The organism is Flavobacterium sp. FlaQc-28 (genome assembly GCF_044007415.1).
Classification (GTDB): Bacteria; Bacteroidota; Bacteroidia; order Flavobacteriales; family Flavobacteriaceae; genus Flavobacterium.
In genome coordinates this window covers 570,716-588,841 of sequence record NZ_JBIPCM010000002.1, presented here as the reverse complement: position 1 = coordinate 588,841, position 18,126 = coordinate 570,716, and the positions used below count along the sequence as shown (strand labels likewise).

Genomic DNA, 18,126 nt, shown 5'->3' with positions numbered 1-18,126 from the left:
AAAAAGACGCTTAATTAAGCGTCTTTTTTATTAACCTTTGTCCCTTTGCTACTATGTAACTTTGAGCCTTCTTTCCTAAATCTTCGAAAGCATTTCCACTACATAACTATGCATAACCTCTTTATAATCCAAATGCGTTACAATTCGGAGTTTATTATGTCCAAGCGAACTTATTATAATATTTTTCTGTTTTAATTTTTCTATTAAAAGCTGATCGCTGTATCCTTCAGCTAAAGAAAAAATCAAAATATTAGTTTCTACCGGTTCTACTGAGGCAACCCATGATTTTGTACTCAAAATAGCTCCAATTTCTTTTGCTCTTCTATGATCTTCTGCCAGACGTTCAATATTATTTGCCAAAGCATATAATCCTGCAGCTGCCAAATAACCAACTTGACGCATTCCTCCGCCTAATATCTTCCTGATTCTCAACGCTCTATGAATATCAGCTTTACTTCCAAGCAAAACAGAACCAATTGGCGCTCCTAATCCTTTTGACAAACAAACTGATATAGTGTCGAAAATCGCCCCAAATTCTTTCGGATTTTGTCTTTTTGCTACTAATGCATTCCAGATTCTAGCGCCATCTAAATGGAATTTTAAATTATTTGCATCACAGACTCTTTTTATTTCTCTTAGATCTTCCAATTCATAACAAGCACCACCACCTTTGTTAGTCGTGTTTTCTACACAAACCAAACTTGTTAAAGGACTATGATAAAATTCAGGATCATTGATAGCTGCCGCAACCTGCTTGGCATTTATCATACCGCGATGTCCGTCTAATAAACAGCAGGAAACTCCGCTGTTAAAAGAAACTCCTCCTCCTTCATAATGATAAACGTGTGCATATTTATCAGCAATTAATTGCTCACCCGGCTGCGTATGCAGTTTTATTGCTGTTTGGTTTGCCATAGTTCCTGACGGAAAAAAAAGTCCAGCTTCCATACCAAAAAACTCAGCTACTCTTGTTTCTAATTCTATAACCGTAGGATCTTGTTTGTATACATCATCGCCAACATGAGCGTTAAACATATACTGCAGCATCTCCTGTGTAGGTTTAGTTATGGTATCGCTAATTAAATTTATTTCCATATAAAACTATATCTTTTTTTTGGACAGCAAAATTACATATTACTGTTAGTTTTTGATCGCAAGTTTTAATAAATTTTAACTTGCTGCGTAACTATAGAACCAAATTAACGTAATATTTATAAAAAACATATAAATCATGCCTTAATAATTCAAAAAATAAGTTGTTATTTTTTAAACGCTTTTCAACTAAATCAAAAATATATCCTCCTAATTAGTATTAATCAATCTTTTTTAGACAAATAGTATTTCCTGATATTATCCCTGATGATTTAGTGTAAATTCTAAAAACTATATCTTATTTTTGTACAACGAAATTACGTTGTATTTTTTTCTATAGAAACGTAATAGCGGTAAAAAACAAACAAAAACACTTATTAATTTATGACAACAGCCGAACAAGTAAAAGGTATTGTGGAGCGCCTTGGTGCGTTGAGGAGGTATCTTTGACGTCGATGCCAAGCTAATCGAAATTGCAAACGAAGAAGAAAAAACTTTCGCTCCTGATTTCTGGAATAATCCCAAGGAAGCCGAAAGTATTGTAAAAAATCTTCGAAACAAGAAAAAATGGATTGAAGATTATGACAAAGCTGTTTCACTTACAGAAGAATTGCAGCTGGCGTATGATTTTTATAAAGAAGGAGAACTTTCTGCTGACGAACTTGATGAACAATATAACGTTACACAATCTCATATAGAAAACATCGAATTCAAAAACATGCTTTCTGATGAAGGTGACAGTTTAAGTGCTGTTCTTCAAATTACTGCTGGTGCAGGCGGAACTGAAAGCTGCGATTGGGCAGGAATGCTAATGCGTATGTATATGATGTGGGGAGAAAGTTATGGTTATAAAATAAAAGAGCTGAACTTTCAAGCTGGTGATGTTGCCGGAATCAAAACGGTTACTTTAGAATTTGAAGGCGATTATTCATTTGGCTATTTAAAAGGAGAAAACGGCGTACATCGCTTAGTTAGAATTTCACCTTTTGACAGTAATGCAAAACGTCACACCTCATTTGCTTCTGTGTATGTTTATCCGCTGGTTGACGACAGTATCGAAATTGACATTAATCCTGCTGATATCGAAATTACTACTTCTCGTTCGAGTGGTGCTGGAGGACAAAACGTAAATAAAGTAGAAACAAAAGTTCAATTGGTTCACAAGCCAACCGGAATCCAGATTCAGTGTTCTGAAACAAGATCTCAGCAAGATAATAGACAACGTGCTATGCAAATGCTTCGTTCTCAGTTGTACGAAATTGAATTAAAAAAACAACAAGCACAACGTGCTGATATTGAAGCCGGAAAAATGAAAATTGAATGGGGTTCGCAAATACGTAATTATGTAATGCAGCCATATAAATTAGTAAAAGATGTTCGTACTGGTTATGAAACAAGCGATGTAGATGGCGTAATGAACGGAAATATTGACCCGTTCCTGAAAGCATTTTTAATGATGATGGGACAAAAAGAAGAGGAATAGTCAAAAGTGGTCATTGCTTAGTCTTTAGTAGTTAGTTTATAGTAAACTTTAAAGAAAAAAATTATGATAAAATGGGCAGATGTAATTCATTTTACAAATAAAGGGAATCCAGCTCCTGAAAAAAGAGTTGAAAAAACTGAAGATGAATGGAAACAGCTTTTAACTCCTGAAGAGTTTCAAGTAACACGTTTAAAAGGAACTGAGAGATCTTTTAGCTCTGAGCTTTGCAGTTTATTTGATCCTGGAATTTATGAGTGTAAATGCTGCAGTACTTTACTTTTTGATGCTTCTGAAAAATTCGAATCAGGAACAGGCTGGCCCTCTTTTACACAGCCAATAAAAGAAAATGCAATTGCTTATCATGCTGATAAGTCATACGGAATGATTCGCGTTGAAGTTGTATGCAATGTATGTGATGCACATTTAGGACATGTTTTTCCAGACGGACCACAACCAAGCGGCTTGAGATATTGCATTAATGCAATTTCACTCTCTAAAATTAAAGACTAACAAAAAGCGATTCCTTTACTCAAAAAAGGAATCGCTTTTTTTTACACAAATTTAAAATATTAATTAACATTAAAAATGTAAGTCACTACCTATCAATAAAATGATTCTCTTTTATAACCGTATTTTTTACAATATTTAATTGCTTAAACATCTATAATACAAGAAAAGGCACTACACAAAATTAGAATACATTCACTAAATTAATAGGTAAAATGTTAATTTTGTAATATTTAAACTATTATTATAAACTTTTATCAAAAAACTTGAAAATTTTATTAGGTAATTAAAATCTATTTCATTTTATTTGGCAAAAAATAAACCCTTAGTCAATTAAACTTATCAATGAAATCCTATTCTATTCAAGAAATTAATGAAGTAATTAATGGTGTAATCTACGGCACAACTTCACAAAGCGTAACCGCAACCGAGCAATTAGAAAAAGCCACCACTTCTGAAATTTCGTTTATAGGAAACAAAAAATATGAAAAATATTGGTCAGCATCAAATGCTTCAATTGCAGTTGTTAATGAAGATATTTCGATCGAGCCGGGAGAAAATCGTGCTTTTATTAAAGTGAAAAACGCAGATTTAGCTATGTCACAAATTCTAAATCTTTTCGCCCCTCCTGCCCCAATATTTCATACAAATATTCATAAAACTGCAACTGTCGATGAGACTGCAATAATTGGCGAAGGCGCTAGGATTGGTGCAGGATGTTATATTGGTCCAAAAGTTGAAATTGGAGCAAATGCAACTTTATATCCAAATGTGACAATTTTAGACGAATGCACTATCGGGAAAAACACTGTTGTTTGGTCAGGATCAGTAGTTCGTGAGCGCTGCCATATTGGTAACGATTGCATCATTCACCCAAATGCTACAATTGGAGCAGACGGTTTTGGATTTCGCCCATGTTCTGAAAAAGGTTTAGTCAAAATTCCACAAATTGGAAACGTAATTATAGGAAACGGCGTTGAAATTGGAGCAAACTCTTGCGTTGACCGTGGAAAATTCAGCTCGACAATTTTAGGCGACGGCTGTAAAATTGATAATTTAGTTCAAATTGGACATAACAGTAAATTAGGAAAATTTTGTATTATGGCCGGAAACAGCGGTTTGGCTGGATCAGTAACTTTAGGAAACGGAGTTATTATTGGTGGAAGCGCTTCTATAAAAGATCACACGACAATTGGCGACGGTGCTGTTATTGGTGCTGGATCTGGTGTTATAGGCGATGTTCCTGCAGGAAAAACAATGTTGGGCTATCCAGCTGTTGAAGCACGTGATGCTTTAAAACAATGGGCAACATTAAAAAGAATGGCTTGCAATCCTAAAAAATAACACAATTTACATAGCTATAGAAAAAGCAGAAGCCAACCGCTTCTGCTTTTTTATTTAAGGAAATAAAATCCTCTAAAATTAAAGTTCAGACAAATTCGAAATACTCTATTTATTTCAATTGATTTTGTAAATTAGCCAACACTATTTTACAAAATCAATACTATATCATGGATTTAAACTTCAATAAAAACGAAGATCATAATAAATTACTCCTTTCTGAATTAAAACAAAAATTTGCCAAAGTAAAATTGGGCGGCGGTGAAAAACGCATTGAGAAATTACATTCAGAAGGAAAAATGACAGCTCGTGAACGAATCGCTTATTTATTGGATGAAAACTCAAATAGTATTGAAGTTGGCGGTTTTGCAGGCGAAGGAATGTACAAAGAACATGGCGGATGTCCTTCTGGCGGTGTGGTTGTTAAAATTGGTTATGTAAAAGGCAAACAATGTATTGTTGTTGCAAATGATGCTACTGTAAAAGCAGGAGCTTGGTTTCCTATAACTGCCAAAAAAAATCTGCGAGCGCAGGAAATTGCGATCGAAAACAAACTTCCCATTATTTATTTAGTTGACAGTGCAGGTGTTTATCTGCCGCTTCAAGATGAAATTTTTCCAGACAAAGAACATTTTGGGCGAATCTTTAGAAACAACGCTCAAATGAGCAGTATGGGTATTACGCAAATTGCCGCTGTAATGGGCAGTTGTGTTGCTGGCGGGGCTTATCTTCCAATTATGAGCGACGAAGCCTTAATTGTAGATAAAACCGGTAGTATTTTCCTTGCTGGAAGTTATTTAGTAAAAGCAGCTATTGGAGAAACAATAGATAATGAAACTTTGGGAGGTGCAACAACACATTGCGAGATTTCAGGCGTGACTGATTATAAGGCTAAGGATGATAAAGATGCTCTAGACAAAATTAAAAATATAGTCGATAAAATTGGTGATTTTGATAAAGCAGGTTATAGTCGAATCAAAGCCGAAAAACCAGCATTAGAACCTGCTGATATCTACGGAATTTTGCCAAAAGCCCGAAATGAGCAGTATGATATGATGGAAATAATCAATCGTTTGGTTGACAATTCAGAATTTGAAGCTTATAAAGATGGTTATGGTCAATCATTAATTACTGGATATGCAAGAATTGACGGCTGGGCTGTAGGAATTGTTGCTAATCAACGAAAAGTAGTTAAAACAAAAAAAGGCGAAATGCAATTTGGCGGTGTTATTTATTCTGACAGTGCCGACAAAGCAACCCGATTTATTGCCAATTGCAATCAAAAGAAAATTCCTTTAGTATTTCTGCAAGATGTCACTGGTTTTATGGTAGGATCAAAGTCTGAACATGGCGGAATTATAAAAGATGGTGCCAAAATGGTCAATGCCGTAAGCAATTCGGTTGTACCTAAATTCACCGTAATTGTAGGAAACTCTTATGGAGCAGGAAACTATGCCATGTGCGGTAAAGCTTATGATCCAAGATTAATTTTTGCATGGCCGAGTGCTGAACTTGCTGTTATGGGTGGGACTCAGGCAGCAAAAGTTTTAGCGCAAATTGAAGCTTCTTCACTTAAAGCGAAAGGAGAAATTATTGACGAAGAAAAAGAAACTGAACTTTTTAATAAAATAAAAGCACGTTACAACGAACAGACTTCTCCTTATTATGCTGCATCTAGATTATGGACAGATGCTATAATCGATCCGCTGGACACTCGTAAATGGATTTCAATGGGAATTGAAGCGGCAAACCACGCTCCTATTCAAAAGCCATTTAACTTAGGAGTAATTCAAGTTTAAATTATGCACTACTTTTTAAACGTGTTAAAATAATATCAAAAAACTTATTTCCAGATACTTAAATTAAATATATCACTAAAAATTAGTAACTTAGTATATAATTTTTAATCTCGTTGTATCATGGAAAATGTAAAAAGCTTGAATAAGTGGGCAAACTCGCACACTTATTTACCAGTAGATTTAGTACGTGTAATATTGGGGGTTTTCTTATTTATGAAAGGAGTTTCTTTTGTAACGAACGTTCAATATCTGCATGATTTGATTTCTCCAATCGATCAATTTGGAGGCGGAATGTTTCTTTTACATTATATTGCCCCCGCACATATGATTGGAGGTATAATGATCTTTTTTGGGCTGCTTACCCGCTGGGCAATCGCCGCTCAATTACCAATACTATTTGGAGCAGTTCTTATCAATTTCATGGGACACATGCATTCTGAAAGCTTAGCTTTAGCAATCGTTGTATTGTTACTTTGCATATTTTTCTTGTTTTATGGCGGTGGAAAACACTCTGCTGACTATTATTTTAAAATACAGCAATAATGTTTTATTATCCTCAATTTAATCAAAATAAATTGAGGATAATTTAATAAACCATTTTTTAAGAAGTAATTAGCACTCTAAATTTCTTTTATTGTATTTTATGAACTAATTTCGCCCGCATGAATTGGATTCGTAAAATTGTATTTTTTATATCACTCTTGATTATTGGACTTTTTGCTGCTCAAGCAGAAAGCTCTGTGGTGCAAAAAATCGAAACTCAAAAAACGGATACCAATTTCGGTAAAGAAACACCAGATTCATCTGCATTTATTCAACCGCAGGCGGGTTATCAATTGGCGGCGAATATTAAACACACCAATTCTGGTGTAATAAAGAGGTTTGATTCTTTATTACTGGCTATTCCACACTATAGAATTGAAAAGCCAGCTTCAAACTTTGTCAATCAATTTTCTACTCAGAGCAAGAAAATCTTAATAATGCTCTACCCTTTCCACTTTTTTTGGTAGTATAACTATGAAATTTTAAGGAAGATTTTTTTTCTTCTAACACTCGTAAACCGTTTTCTTTCAGGAAAACCGTTTATAATTTCATGTATTTATCAAAATTTAAAAAAAATGGACACAAGTATTACAATAATAGGCATTGTGATTGCGATCATAGTTGCCGTACCAGTATATTTTTCTGCACGATCGAGCGCAGCAAACAAATCAAAAATTCTAGACATAAAAAAGAAGTTCAACCCAAATCATCCCGAAGATTTTGATTTAACGGAATCACAAAACAACAAAACACTTACAATAGATCAAAAAAACCGAAAGTTTATTTTAATGAACTTCAATCCTAACCAACAAGAATCGATTTTTGTTGACTTAAAAAGTGTATCATCATGCAAATTAGTTTTAACCACCGAAGGCAATTCGGAAACCATTGTTAAAATTGATTTTGAATTTCAGGATAAAGAAACTTCTAAAAAGATTACAATTCCATTCTATGATTTTGACGATGACCGCATCAAACAGATAAGCGTATACCAAGATCATATGTTTGCAAAAAAATGGCTTAAAATCATTCAGGATTCTATTTAATGTTAGTTATTTAATTCAGTAAAGGGAGGCTCATTATGAGTCTCCCTTTTTTTGATCGATACATGACATTTGTCATTTTACATCTTCTTATCAATAACTAACTTTGGGGGAAAATAAATTTGTCTTATGAAAATTTCACTAACCCAGAAGTACAATGTACCAGGCCCTAGATACACAAGTTACCCAACTGTTCCTTATTGGAACGAATCTGCCTTTACTGTAGAACAATGGAAGTCTTCTTTTCAAAAATCCTTCTCAGAGAGTAATTCACAAAACGGAATTAGTTTATACCTGCATCTGCCATTCTGCGAAAGCATGTGTACCTTTTGCGGCTGCAACAAAAGAATTACAAAAAATCATTCTGTTGAGGAGATATACATAAGTGCAATTTTAAAAGAGTGGAGATTATACTGTGAATTGCTTCCTGAAAAACCTTTTATAAAAGAAATTCATTTAGGCGGCGGTACTCCAACCTTTTTTTCTACAGAAAATTTAGAATATTTAATTAATGGCATTTTTAAATTAGCCGACAAAGCCGACAATTATGAATTTAGCTTTGAAGGACATCCTAATAATACTACCTACGAGCAATTAAAAAAACTATATGATTTAGGCTTCCGTCGAGTTAGTTTTGGTGTTCAGGATTATGCCGAAAAAGTACAAAAAGCAATACATCGTATACAGCCTTTTCATAATGTCGCAAAAGTTACTTTTTGGGCAAAAGAAATTGGTTATAAATCTATAGGACACGATATTATCTTTGGTCTGCCATTTCAAACTGTTGATGATGTAATTGACACAGTCGAGAAAACAAATTCATTAAAACCCGACCGTTTGGCGTTTTACAGCTATGCTCATGTGCCTTGGATAAAAGGAAACGGACAACGCGGCTTTAATGAAGAAAACCTGCCTAAAGACGCAGAGAAAAGACAACTATACGAAACTGGAAAACAATTGCTTTCTGCCAATGGTTATCATGAAATAGGTATGGATCATTTTGCTTTGTCTTCTGACAGTTTATTTCACGCCGCGCATAATAAAAAAATGCATCGAAACTTTATGGGATACAGTGCATCTAAAACGCAGCTTATGATAGGCTTAGGAGTTTCATCTATCAGCGACAGCTGGTATAGTTTTGCTCAAAACACAAAAAGTCTTGAAGAATATTACCGAATTTTAAGGGAAGATCAACTGCCAATCGTAAAAGGGCATATTTTAAACGATGAAGATTTAATTATTAGAAAACACATTTTAAACCTTACTTGCGATCTTGAAACTTCATGGAGTAACGAATCACTTTACTTTAAAGAATTACCATCTGTATTATTAGATCTTGAAGAAATTGAGAAAGACAAATTAATTGTAATTGAAGAAAATAAACTAAAAATTACTGAAGCTGGAAGACCATTTGTTCGTAATATCTGTATGGCTTTTGATTTACATTTGAAAAGAAAATCTCCCGAGACTAATTTATTCTCAATGACGGTTTAAAAAACATCAAACTTAAAGGAAATTTGATAGTAGAAAGTTTTAATGACAATTTGGAGTTGCCTGAACAAACAAATTCATATTAGAAGGAGATAAATAAGGAATTCCTAATCCTAAACCTCTCAAAATAAACAATGCTCCAATTATTACTGCAACATAAGGAATTGCTTTTTGAATTTTATTTCTAAAGGGTAATTTTAGTAATGAATTAATATAAACTACAACTGTCATTAAAGGAATAGTTCCTAATCCATACAGCAGCATATACAACACACCAAGTCCTGCGCTCTGCATGGCAATTGCACCAAACAAGGCAACATAAACCATTCCGCATGGTAAAAAGCCATTTAATAAACCAATTGTAAAAAGAGACTTGTAACTTTTCTTTTTAAACTGGCTTCCCAGGCTTGATTTTATATTTGAAATAATTTTATATACTGGTTTCGAAAAATTGTATTTAGCAAATACTTTTTCTGGAATTAGAACGATTAAAATCATTGCAACACCAATAAAAATTGACATATTTTGCTGCATTCCGGCAAGAAAAAAACCTCTCCCTAACAATCCAAAAACCAATCCAATTGTAGCGTAAGCAGATAATCGTCCTAAATGATAAGTTATAATCTGCGCTGCCTTCTTAGTTTCATTGTTATGATCTACTGGAAGCATCATCGCTATTGGTCCGCACATTCCAACACAATGCAGACTGCTTATAAGGCCAAATATTAGAGCAGAAAATAACATTTTATGATTAATTTACGTAGATAACTTCTTTTGTCAGGTATTTTTTCCCTTCGTATTGCCACTCCATATTAACATCCCAACGTCCTTTTATTAATTTTTTCTGCGGAATTAGTAATGAAGAATTTGTTAAAGCAAGTTGAGTATCAAAATCAAATTTTTTATTTGAAGGTCTATACAATAAGACATTCCCTTTTACTTTACTGCTTTCAAAGTTCGTAGGAAAGGTAACTTGTAGACCATCTTGACTATATTTAATAGATGGCTTATGCTGCAAATCATGTGCATTTTGAATTCTTGCCATTTCTTCCTGAAAATGAGTGTCATGCTTGTAATACTCTTCTACAACCAAATCATTATCATATTTACTATTTGATTGTACTTCGAAAACAAAGTATAATATAAATGTCATAAACAATGCAAATGCAATGACAATTCCAGTTCCCCAATTAATTTTCATGATACTTGTCTTTATTTAGTTAAAACTTCTTGGTCCTAAGAAATTTGTATTCGTTGTTTCAAGTAATTCGGTACCATTATAGACCCCAATTTTTACTTTGGTTTTGTCACTTTCTAACAATACTTCATTTATTTCAATAAATAACGTTCCTTGCGAAATTCCTTCTTTTGGAACTTTAAAATGTTGTTTTCCTACGTTTCTAATTTCTCCTTTTTGATCGATTAACTCAAAATGAATATCATTGTAATCTTTCATTGTTTTGTTAACAATCTTGTAGGTATAAACATTGCTGATTTTATCTCCTTTATGTTGAAAAAGCTGTCCCGGTAAACGTAAAACAACTGCTTGAACATTTGTTCTTAAAAATAACATTCCAACAAAAATACTCAATAAAATAAACAGTACAGCAGTATAGCCTTTCATTCTTGCTGTGAACTTAAAAGGCTCTTTTTTAGCAATTTCATCTTCAGAAGCATAACGAATAAGTCCTTTAGGCAATCCTACACTTTCCATAATATGATCACACTCATCTATACAAGCCGTACAATTTGTGCATTCAAGCTGAGTTCCGTTTCTAATATCAATACCCATTGGGCATACATGAACACATTGAAGACAATCAATGCAATCACCTTTTCCTGTTAATGCTCTATCTTCTTTTTTATTGAATTTGGCTCTTCCATTTTCTTTTTCGCCTCGTACGAAATCATACGCAACATTTATTGATTTATTATCTAATAAAACACCTTGTAATCGTCCGTAAGGACAGGCAATAATACAAACCTGTTCACGAAACCATACAAAAACGAAATAAAAAACTCCTGTAAAAATAAGAAGTGCTATAAAATTGCTTGCTTGTTTAACAGGTCCTTGTTCAACCATTAAAAATAAAGCGTCGGAGCCAACTAAATAAGCAAGAAATATATTTGCTATACCAAAAGAGATTAAAAAGAAAATGGTCCATTTAACAACTCTTTTTCTAATTTTTTCTGCATTCCACTCTTGCTTTGCTAAACGAGACTGTGCACCACGATCTCCGTCAATCCAATACTCGATTCGGCGAAATACCATTTCTAAAAAAATAGTCTGCGGACATATCCATCCACAAAAAATTCGTCCAAAAACTACTGTAAACAAAATAACAAATACAACACCGACAAGTATTGAAATAACGAAAAGGTAGAAATCCTGGGGCCAAAAGGGAAATCCGAAAATATTAAAACGACGTTCAAGTATGTTGAACATCATAAATTGGTTTCCGTTTACTTTGATAAACGGATTAACAATTAAAATAGTCAGTAAAATGTAACTGACTATTTTTCTGTAGTTATAAAATTTACCAGACGGTTTCTTAGGGAATATAAATTTCCTGTTACCGCCTTCATCTATAGTTCCAATGGTATCTCTAAAAGCTTCGTCTGGTAAATTTGACATGATATTCTAAATTATTTTTTAACTTCTGTGGTATCTTTTGGTGTGTTTGCTGCAGTATCTGCTTGAGGAGCACCTTCTCCTGCCCATACTTCGCCTTCAGCTTCTTTTGGGTCTTTTGGATTACTTCCCTGCAATGATAAAATGTAGCTGGCAACCTTTTGAATTTCTTTTGGTTTAAGAGTTCCTTTCCAAGCGATCATTCCTTTACCGTCACGACCTCCATTTGTAATCGTATGGAATATTTCTTTTATTCCTCCTCCTAAAATCCAATGATTATCTGTTAAGTTTGGACCAATCTGCCCTCCACCATCTGCTCTATGACAAGCTGCACAATTTGTTGTAAATATCTCTTTTCCGGCATCTAAACTAGGTGCATCTGTAAGCAATACGACTGTTTTTTCATCCATCAAATCTGGAGCAGTTTTCATATATTCTTCGACATCAATTTTTGCCTGAGCCATTTCTTTTTTAAGCTCCATCTCTTGATCATCAGCTCCTAAAACATCATAACGAACTACATAAAGTACTCCAAAAATGATACAGATATAGAATAAATAAACCCACCATGGCGGTAAATTATTATCAAGTTCTTTAATACCATCATAATCATGATCTAGTAATAAATCTGCTTCTTTAGACATTGGCACTGTCTTCGTAAGTTTATGCATTAAGTCTTTGTACCAAGTACTTTCCTTAAGACTCAAACTGCTTTCATACTCTGCTTTTGCTTTTTCTTCAGGAGACATTAATTGATACATGATACGATTTACTGCACTAAGCGTAATTTCGATTGCAATCAAAATAAATAGAAATACAAACAAAAAGACAGATACCATTGGATATTTAATAAATGCCGGTTTATCACCTGAATCTATAAAATACTCCATCAAAGCAAAAACGATGAAAAAAATCAACGGTACTCTAACATATACTGGGAAAAACTTTTTCATTTTATCTATCTTTTGAAATTAAATTATCCTCTAAAGGTATTTGGCTCATTTCTTGAATTTTATCTTTTTTATAAGAGAATACCCAAAAGCCTAATCCTACGAAAAAGAAAAAGAAAATCAAGAGAGAAAGAATCGGGTAAATTTCTATACCCGATATCGTTTCCATATTGTGTTTTATTTGTTCAAACATAATGCTGTTATTTAGAAGTTTCTTTTACTTTAATATCAGTACCAAGTCTTTGAATGTAAGCAATCAAAGCAACGATTTCTCTTTCATTCATTGGAATAAATTTCTCACCTTTAGCTTCTGCTTTTTTCCTGCTGTCTTCATAACTTTTTACAAAATCAGGATCGCTTTCTAAACTTTTTTCAATTTTAACCGCCTGTTCTCTTAAAGTTCTTTGTGCATTTGCAACTTCCTCTTCTGTGTATGGTACACCAAGTGAAATCATTGCTTTCATTTTCTTCTGAGTTAATGAAATATCCATTGGCTCATTATCAAACAACCACTTGTAACCTGGCATTATCGATCCTGCCGATGTACTTTGTGGATTCCACATATGATTAAAGTGCCAGTTATCATTATATTTACCACCTACTCTTAACAAATCTGGACCTGTACGTTTTGATCCCCATAAGAATGGATGATCATAAACAAACTCTCCTGCTTTTGCTTGTACTCCATAACGTTCAACTTCACTTCTAAATGGTCGAACTGATTGTGAGTGACAACCGACACAACCTTCTCTGATATACAAATCACGTCCTTCAAGTTCTAATGGTGTATATGGTTTTACACTTGAAATTGTTGGTATATTAGATTTTACCATAATGGTTGGTACAATTTGAATAATACCTCCAATTAGAATTGCAATTGTAGCCAAAATGGTTAATTGAATTGGTTTTCTTTCTAACCATGAATGGAATTTTTCTCCATTAAGTCTGCCGCTGCTGATTTTTTGCAAGGCTGGAGCTTGAGCCAATTCATCTTCAATTGTCTGACCAGCTTTTACAGTCATAATGATATTGTAAACCAAAGTCAACATACCTATCAGATACAAACTTCCTCCAATTGCTCTCATCCAATACATTGGCATAATTGCAGTTACTGTTTCAAGAAAGTTTCCATACGTTAATGTACCATCTGGATTAAATTGTTTCCACATTGAAGCTTGTTGAAAACCTGCTACATATAATGGAATTGTATATACTATAATACCTAATGTACCAATCCAGAAATGGAAATTTGCTAATTTTTTAGAGAATAAATCCGATTTTGTCATTCGAGGAATCAACCAATAAATGATACCAAAAGACATAAATCCGTTCCAAGCTAATGCACCAACGTGTACGTGAGCAACGATCCAGTCAGTATAATGCGCAATAGCATTTACATTTTTAAGAGATAACATCGGCCCTTCAAAAGTCGCCATACCATAACCTGTAATAGCTACTACAAAGAATTTTAAAACTGGTTCTTCACGAACTTTATCCCAAGCACCTCTTAATGTTAACAATCCGTTGATCATACCTCCCCATGATGGAGCAATTAACATTACTGAGAATGCAACACCTAAATTTTGAGCCCAGTTAGGTAATGCTGAGTATAATAAGTGGTGAGGTCCTGCCCAGATGTAAATAAAGATTAAAGACCAAAAATGAATAATCGACAATCTATAAGAGTATACTGGACGATTTGCTACTTTAGGCACGAAATAATACATTAATCCTAAAAATGGAGTTGTCAAGAAAAATGCAACTGCATTGTGACCGTACCACCACTGTACTAAGGCATCTTGTACACCAGCATAAACAGAATAACTTTTTAATGCTGAAACTGGAATTTCAATATTGTTAAAAATATGAAGAACTGCAACAGTTACAAACGTAGCAAGATAGAACCAAATTGCTACATATAAGTGACGTTCTCTGCGTCGCAGCATTGTACCTATCATGTTAATTCCCATTACCACCCAAATAAGTGCAATCGCAATATCTATAGGCCATTCCAATTCAGCATATTCTTTTGAAGAAGTATACCCTAATGGTAATGTAATCGCTGCCGCAACAATAATTAACTGCCAGCCCCAAAAATGCAAATTACTTAAAAAGTCACTAAACATTCTGGCTTTAAGCAATCTCTGCATAGAATAATACATTCCGGCAAAAAAGGCATTTCCAACAAATGCAAAAATAACGGCATTGGTGTGCAACGGTCTCAAACGACCATAACTTAACCACGATATCCCATCTGTCAAATTGGGAAAAAGGTACATGACCGCTAAGGTCAGTCCCACTAACATACCCACTACTCCAAAAAGGATGGTGGCGTAAATGAATTTTTTTACAATTTTGTTGTCGTAATAAAACTGTTCCATTTCCATAATTATACTTGTTTTTCTTCTATTGGTGAATTATTATTTTGGGAAGTAATTTTGGTTTCGTCGTCAAAAAGAATTCTGACCGAAGGCGTATAATCGTCATCATATTGTCCTGATTTGACAGCTGCGATAAAAGCAATAAAAAAACATATTGCTACGAAAATACTCACTGAAATTAATAGATAAATAACACTCATACCGTAAATTTATGTTAACAAAATTAATAGGTTACCTGCGTGTAAAATATGATAATTATCATAATCAAAGAATAATGTTAAATTTATAAAATTTACTCTTTGAATTATTTAAAATCATTCTAAACTACTCTTGCTGAAATAGTTAGACATGATCGTTACAAAGCTGACAATTGTAATTGTGCTCAATGGCATAATAATGGCCGCTACTAAAGGTAGTAAATTTCCTGTTACAGCAAACGAGAGTCCGACTACGTTGTACAACAATGACAATCCAAAACTCATTTTGATTATTAATATAGATTTATGCGACAGTTTTAAAAAATAATCTAATCGATAAAACTCTCCTGCATCCAAAATAGCATCGCAAGCTGGAGAAAAAACATTGACATTTTCAGAAACTGACACTCCTACGTTACTCTGTGCCAATGCGCCGGCATCATTTAATCCATCACCAACCATCATCACGTTCTTTCCTGAATCTTGCAGTTTTTTAATAAAATCAAGCTTTTGTTCGGGCTTTTGATTAAAAACCAATTCTGTGTTTTTAGGTAAAATAGCTTCTAGATTAGCTCTTTCTCCATCATTATCTCCTGAAAGGACTTTAATATTATAATCTCTGCTTAGTGTTGCAAAAAGTTTCTCCAAACCTTCCCTATACTTATTCTGAAACACAAACTGTCCGTAATACAAGTCGTCAATCTTAATATGCAGTGCGGTTCGTTCTATTTCTGATGTATTTAAACCTGGATTTCCTACAAAAGAAGCTGATCCGATTTTTATTGTTCGATTATTAACTTCTGCCAAAATTCCCTTACCTGTTATCTCCGTAAATTCGTCAATTTTAACCCGATCCTCATCAGGCAAAAAATCATACAACATACGGCTTAACGGATGGTTTGAACCGCGAAGAACATTTTTTATCAGGATATAATTTTCTTTCGAAATTTCTTTTCCTTCATATAAAATATTAGATTTTTTATTCGTCGTAATAGTTCCTGTTTTATCAAAAACTATAGTATCAACTTTTGCCAGCTGCTCAATAACTAATGCATTTTTCAAGTACATTTTTTGTTTCCCCATTATACGCAGTATATTACCAAAAGTAAATGGTGCAGTTAACGCAAGTGCACAAGGACAGGCAACAATTAAAACCGCTGTAAAAACATTAAATGCTGTAGTTGCATCTATAAAAATCCAATATCCGAAGCCAGAAAAGGCAATCAATAATAAAATAGGAGTAAAATAACGGCTTATGGCATCGGTAATTGTTTTATGTTTTTGAAGTACTTTTTTCTGAAATATCTCATTACTCCATAGTTGCGTTAAATAACTTTGTGAAACAGATTGCAATACTTCCATTTCAATGACTTTTCCAATCTGTTTTCCACCTGCAAATACTTTATCTCCAGATTTCTTAATAATAGGATCAGCTTCTCCAGTTACAAAACTATAGTCAATTTCAGCTTTTTCGCTTATTAAAATTCCATCAACGGGAATTAATTCTTGATTTCGTATCAACAAGCGATTTCCTTTTAAAACATCATAAATAGGAACGCTTTCTTCAGATAAATCTGGATTTATGCGAGTAACTGCAATAGGAAAATAAGATTTAAAATCGCGTTCAAAACTTAAAAAACTATACGTTTTAATTTGAAACATTTTTCCAAGCAGCATAAAAAATACTAACCCTGTTAGACTATCAAAAAAGCCAGGACCGTAATTCATTACCATATCAAAAGTACTGCGAATGAACATTACGATGATTCCTAAAGCAATTGGAATATCTATATTAAGCATTTTTGATTTTATGCTTTTATAAGCTGAAACATAATAACCACTTGCAGAATACAAGAAACTTGGCAGCGCCAGAACAAAAATTAAGATTCTAAAAAAGGGTTTATAATTATCCAGCCAAAATTCTTTTATTTCAAAATACTCAGGAAACGAAAGAAGCATTATATTTCCGAAGCAAAAAAAGGCTACACCTAGTTTATACGTTAAACTTCTGTCGACATTATTTTTTCCTGTTTCGTAATTTTCTAAACTTATATAAGGTTCATAACCTATTGAGCTTAATAAATAAACTATTGACTTTAATGAAACTGTTTCTGAATTGAAGGTAATTCGAACTTTTTTCTCAGGAAAATTAACCTGCGAAGTACTTATTCCCGTTTCAAGACGGTTAAGATTTTCTAGAATCCAGATGCATGAACTGCAATGAATGTGCGGAATACTTAATGAAACTATTGAGGTATTTCCTTCCTGAAATTCTAAAACTTTTGAAAGGATTGCTTCATTATCTAAAAAGTCATATTTTCCCTGAATATCTTGCGGCGTTGCTCCTGGTGATTTTTGAAAATCGTAATAACAGGTCAAATCATGAAAACTGAAAATTTCGTAAACCGTTTTACAACCGGTGCAGCAAAACTTTTTTTCATCAAAATTGATTTCTTCATTTTTAGGAATAGTTAGTCCGCAATGAAAACAACTCTGCTCAATCATAATTTGTTTTTTTTAATGCAACAAATATTCAAAATAAGTCCCCCTTTTTACTATGACAATTATCATATTAAAATGAAATAGAATTCTAATTTAATGAAAATAAAACTGCCAAATTGCATCATCCTCTTTTTTATAGATATTTTAAACGATATTACTAGTATT

At 33.4% G+C, this 18,126-nt stretch carries 17 protein-coding genes; 8 read left to right on the top strand and 9 right to left on the bottom strand.

Translation table 11 applies throughout. The features are described from left to right. Nucleotides 1–75: 75 nt before the first annotated feature. On the bottom strand, nucleotides 76–1,095 hold the full coding sequence (locus ACHRVL_RS08490) for a low specificity L-threonine aldolase (protein ID WP_129026167.1): 1,020 nt from the start codon (nucleotides 1,093–1,095) through the stop codon (nucleotides 76–78). A 381-nt stretch (nucleotides 1,096–1,476) separates the two neighbouring features. Here ACHRVL_RS08490 and prfB point away from each other — a divergent pair. The 8 genes from prfB to hemN all read left to right on the top strand — a co-directional run bounded on the left by prfB (nucleotide 1,477) and on the right by hemN (nucleotide 9,302). Further along, a protein-coding gene (gene prfB / locus ACHRVL_RS08485; RefSeq protein ID WP_123872295.1) for a peptide chain release factor 2 occupies nucleotides 1,477–2,575 on the top strand; the annotation gives its coding sequence in 2 pieces (ribosomal slippage) (nucleotides 1,477–1,539 and nucleotides 1,541–2,575; 1,098 coding nt in all). 63 nt (nucleotides 2,576–2,638) lie between these two features. Beyond that, nucleotides 2,639–3,085: a peptide-methionine (R)-S-oxide reductase MsrB gene (gene msrB, locus ACHRVL_RS08480; protein ID WP_395411852.1), complete on the top strand. Its 447-nt coding sequence runs from the start codon at nucleotides 2,639–2,641 to the stop codon at nucleotides 3,083–3,085. 342 nt (nucleotides 3,086–3,427) lie between these two features. After that, a complete protein-coding gene (gene lpxD, locus ACHRVL_RS08475; protein WP_395411850.1) occupies nucleotides 3,428–4,426 on the top strand; it encodes a UDP-3-O-(3-hydroxymyristoyl)glucosamine N-acyltransferase in 999 nt (332 codons plus the stop codon). Between the two features lie 167 nt (nucleotides 4,427–4,593). Beyond that, entirely contained in the window at nucleotides 4,594–6,222 is a 1,629-nt protein-coding gene (locus ACHRVL_RS08470) for an acyl-CoA carboxylase subunit beta (RefSeq protein ID WP_395411848.1), read from the top strand. 120 nt (nucleotides 6,223–6,342) lie between these two features. Continuing rightward, entirely contained in the window at nucleotides 6,343–6,765 is a 423-nt protein-coding gene (locus tag ACHRVL_RS08465) for a DoxX family protein (RefSeq protein ID WP_395411845.1), read from the top strand. Nucleotides 6,766–6,884: 119 nt separating this feature from the next. Then, entirely contained in the window at nucleotides 6,885–7,232 is a 348-nt protein-coding gene (locus ACHRVL_RS08460; RefSeq protein WP_395411844.1) for a hypothetical protein, read from the top strand. Nucleotides 7,233–7,340: 108 nt separating this feature from the next. Further along, the gene (locus tag ACHRVL_RS08455; protein ID WP_395411842.1) at nucleotides 7,341–7,811 is read left to right on the top strand and encodes a hypothetical protein; all 471 of its coding nucleotides are present in this window, start codon (nucleotides 7,341–7,343) and stop codon (nucleotides 7,809–7,811) included. Between the two features lie 126 nt (nucleotides 7,812–7,937). Next, the gene (gene hemN, locus ACHRVL_RS08450) at nucleotides 7,938–9,302 is read left to right on the top strand and encodes an oxygen-independent coproporphyrinogen III oxidase (protein WP_395411840.1); all 1,365 of its coding nucleotides are present in this window, start codon (nucleotides 7,938–7,940) and stop codon (nucleotides 9,300–9,302) included. A 39-nt stretch (nucleotides 9,303–9,341) separates the two neighbouring features. Here the strand turns inward: hemN and ACHRVL_RS08445 are convergent, their stop codons facing one another. From ACHRVL_RS08445 to ACHRVL_RS08410, 8 genes are all read right to left on the bottom strand, one after another. Further along, a complete protein-coding gene (locus ACHRVL_RS08445; protein ID WP_089052364.1) occupies nucleotides 9,342–10,043 on the bottom strand; it encodes a sulfite exporter TauE/SafE family protein in 702 nt (233 codons plus the stop codon). A gap of 7 nt (nucleotides 10,044–10,050) precedes the next feature. After that, nucleotides 10,051–10,500, bottom strand: a complete 450-nt coding sequence (locus ACHRVL_RS08440; RefSeq protein ID WP_395411838.1) for a FixH family protein — start codon at nucleotides 10,498–10,500, stop codon at nucleotides 10,051–10,053. Nucleotides 10,501–10,515: 15 nt separating this feature from the next. Then, on the bottom strand, nucleotides 10,516–11,934 hold the full coding sequence (gene ccoG, locus ACHRVL_RS08435) for a cytochrome c oxidase accessory protein CcoG (protein ID WP_395411837.1): 1,419 nt from the start codon (nucleotides 11,932–11,934) through the stop codon (nucleotides 10,516–10,518). 11 nt (nucleotides 11,935–11,945) lie between these two features. Beyond that, entirely contained in the window at nucleotides 11,946–12,884 is a 939-nt protein-coding gene (locus tag ACHRVL_RS08430; protein ID WP_089052367.1) for a cbb3-type cytochrome c oxidase N-terminal domain-containing protein, read from the bottom strand. A 1-nt stretch (nucleotide 12,885) separates the two neighbouring features. After that, nucleotides 12,886–13,074 carry a CcoQ/FixQ family Cbb3-type cytochrome c oxidase assembly chaperone gene (locus ACHRVL_RS08425; protein ID WP_089052368.1) on the bottom strand — a complete coding sequence of 63 codons (189 nt, stop codon included), beginning with the start codon at nucleotides 13,072–13,074 and terminating at the stop codon, nucleotides 12,886–12,888. A gap of 7 nt (nucleotides 13,075–13,081) precedes the next feature. Beyond that, nucleotides 13,082–15,268 (bottom strand): cytochrome-c oxidase, cbb3-type subunit I, encoded by a 2,187-nt coding sequence (ccoN, locus tag ACHRVL_RS08420; RefSeq protein WP_089052369.1) that lies wholly within the window; start codon nucleotides 15,266–15,268, stop codon nucleotides 13,082–13,084. A gap of 2 nt (nucleotides 15,269–15,270) precedes the next feature. Beyond that, nucleotides 15,271–15,462 (bottom strand): cbb3-type cytochrome oxidase assembly protein CcoS, encoded by a 192-nt coding sequence (ccoS, locus tag ACHRVL_RS08415; protein ID WP_089052370.1) that lies wholly within the window; start codon nucleotides 15,460–15,462, stop codon nucleotides 15,271–15,273. A gap of 114 nt (nucleotides 15,463–15,576) precedes the next feature. After that, complete coding sequence (locus ACHRVL_RS08410; protein ID WP_395411835.1) at nucleotides 15,577–17,964, bottom strand: heavy metal translocating P-type ATPase; 2,388 nt, start codon at nucleotides 17,962–17,964, stop codon at nucleotides 15,577–15,579. Nucleotides 17,965–18,126 lie beyond the last annotated feature (162 nt).

What these genes read in the sequence shown, in the direction of transcription:
- ACHRVL_RS08490 (WP_129026167.1), bottom strand. Translation starts at nt 1,095, where the DNA reads ATGGAAATAAATTTAATTAGCGATACCATAACTAAACCTACACAGGAG.
- msrB (WP_395411852.1), top strand. Translation starts at nt 2,639, where the DNA reads ATGATAAAATGGGCAGATGTAATTCATTTTACAAATAAAGGGAATCCA.
- lpxD (WP_395411850.1), top strand. Translation starts at nt 3,428, where the DNA reads ATGAAATCCTATTCTATTCAAGAAATTAATGAAGTAATTAATGGTGTA.
- ACHRVL_RS08470 (WP_395411848.1), top strand. Translation starts at nt 4,594, where the DNA reads ATGGATTTAAACTTCAATAAAAACGAAGATCATAATAAATTACTCCTT.
- ACHRVL_RS08465 (WP_395411845.1), top strand. Translation starts at nt 6,343, where the DNA reads ATGGAAAATGTAAAAAGCTTGAATAAGTGGGCAAACTCGCACACTTAT.
- ACHRVL_RS08460 (WP_395411844.1), top strand. Translation starts at nt 6,885, where the DNA reads ATGAATTGGATTCGTAAAATTGTATTTTTTATATCACTCTTGATTATT.
- ACHRVL_RS08455 (WP_395411842.1), top strand. Translation starts at nt 7,341, where the DNA reads ATGGACACAAGTATTACAATAATAGGCATTGTGATTGCGATCATAGTT.
- hemN (WP_395411840.1), top strand. Translation starts at nt 7,938, where the DNA reads ATGAAAATTTCACTAACCCAGAAGTACAATGTACCAGGCCCTAGATAC.
- ACHRVL_RS08445 (WP_089052364.1), bottom strand. Translation starts at nt 10,043, where the DNA reads ATGTTATTTTCTGCTCTAATATTTGGCCTTATAAGCAGTCTGCATTGT.
- ACHRVL_RS08440 (WP_395411838.1), bottom strand. Translation starts at nt 10,500, where the DNA reads ATGAAAATTAATTGGGGAACTGGAATTGTCATTGCATTTGCATTGTTT.
- ccoG (WP_395411837.1), bottom strand. Translation starts at nt 11,934, where the DNA reads ATGTCAAATTTACCAGACGAAGCTTTTAGAGATACCATTGGAACTATA.
- ACHRVL_RS08430 (WP_089052367.1), bottom strand. Translation starts at nt 12,884, where the DNA reads ATGAAAAAGTTTTTCCCAGTATATGTTAGAGTACCGTTGATTTTTTTC.
- ACHRVL_RS08425 (WP_089052368.1), bottom strand. Translation starts at nt 13,074, where the DNA reads ATGTTTGAACAAATAAAACACAATATGGAAACGATATCGGGTATAGAA.
- ccoN (WP_089052369.1), bottom strand. Translation starts at nt 15,268, where the DNA reads ATGGAAATGGAACAGTTTTATTACGACAACAAAATTGTAAAAAAATTC.
- ccoS (WP_089052370.1), bottom strand. Translation starts at nt 15,462, where the DNA reads ATGAGTGTTATTTATCTATTAATTTCAGTGAGTATTTTCGTAGCAATA.
- ACHRVL_RS08410 (WP_395411835.1), bottom strand. Translation starts at nt 17,964, where the DNA reads ATGATTGAGCAGAGTTGTTTTCATTGCGGACTAACTATTCCTAAAAAT.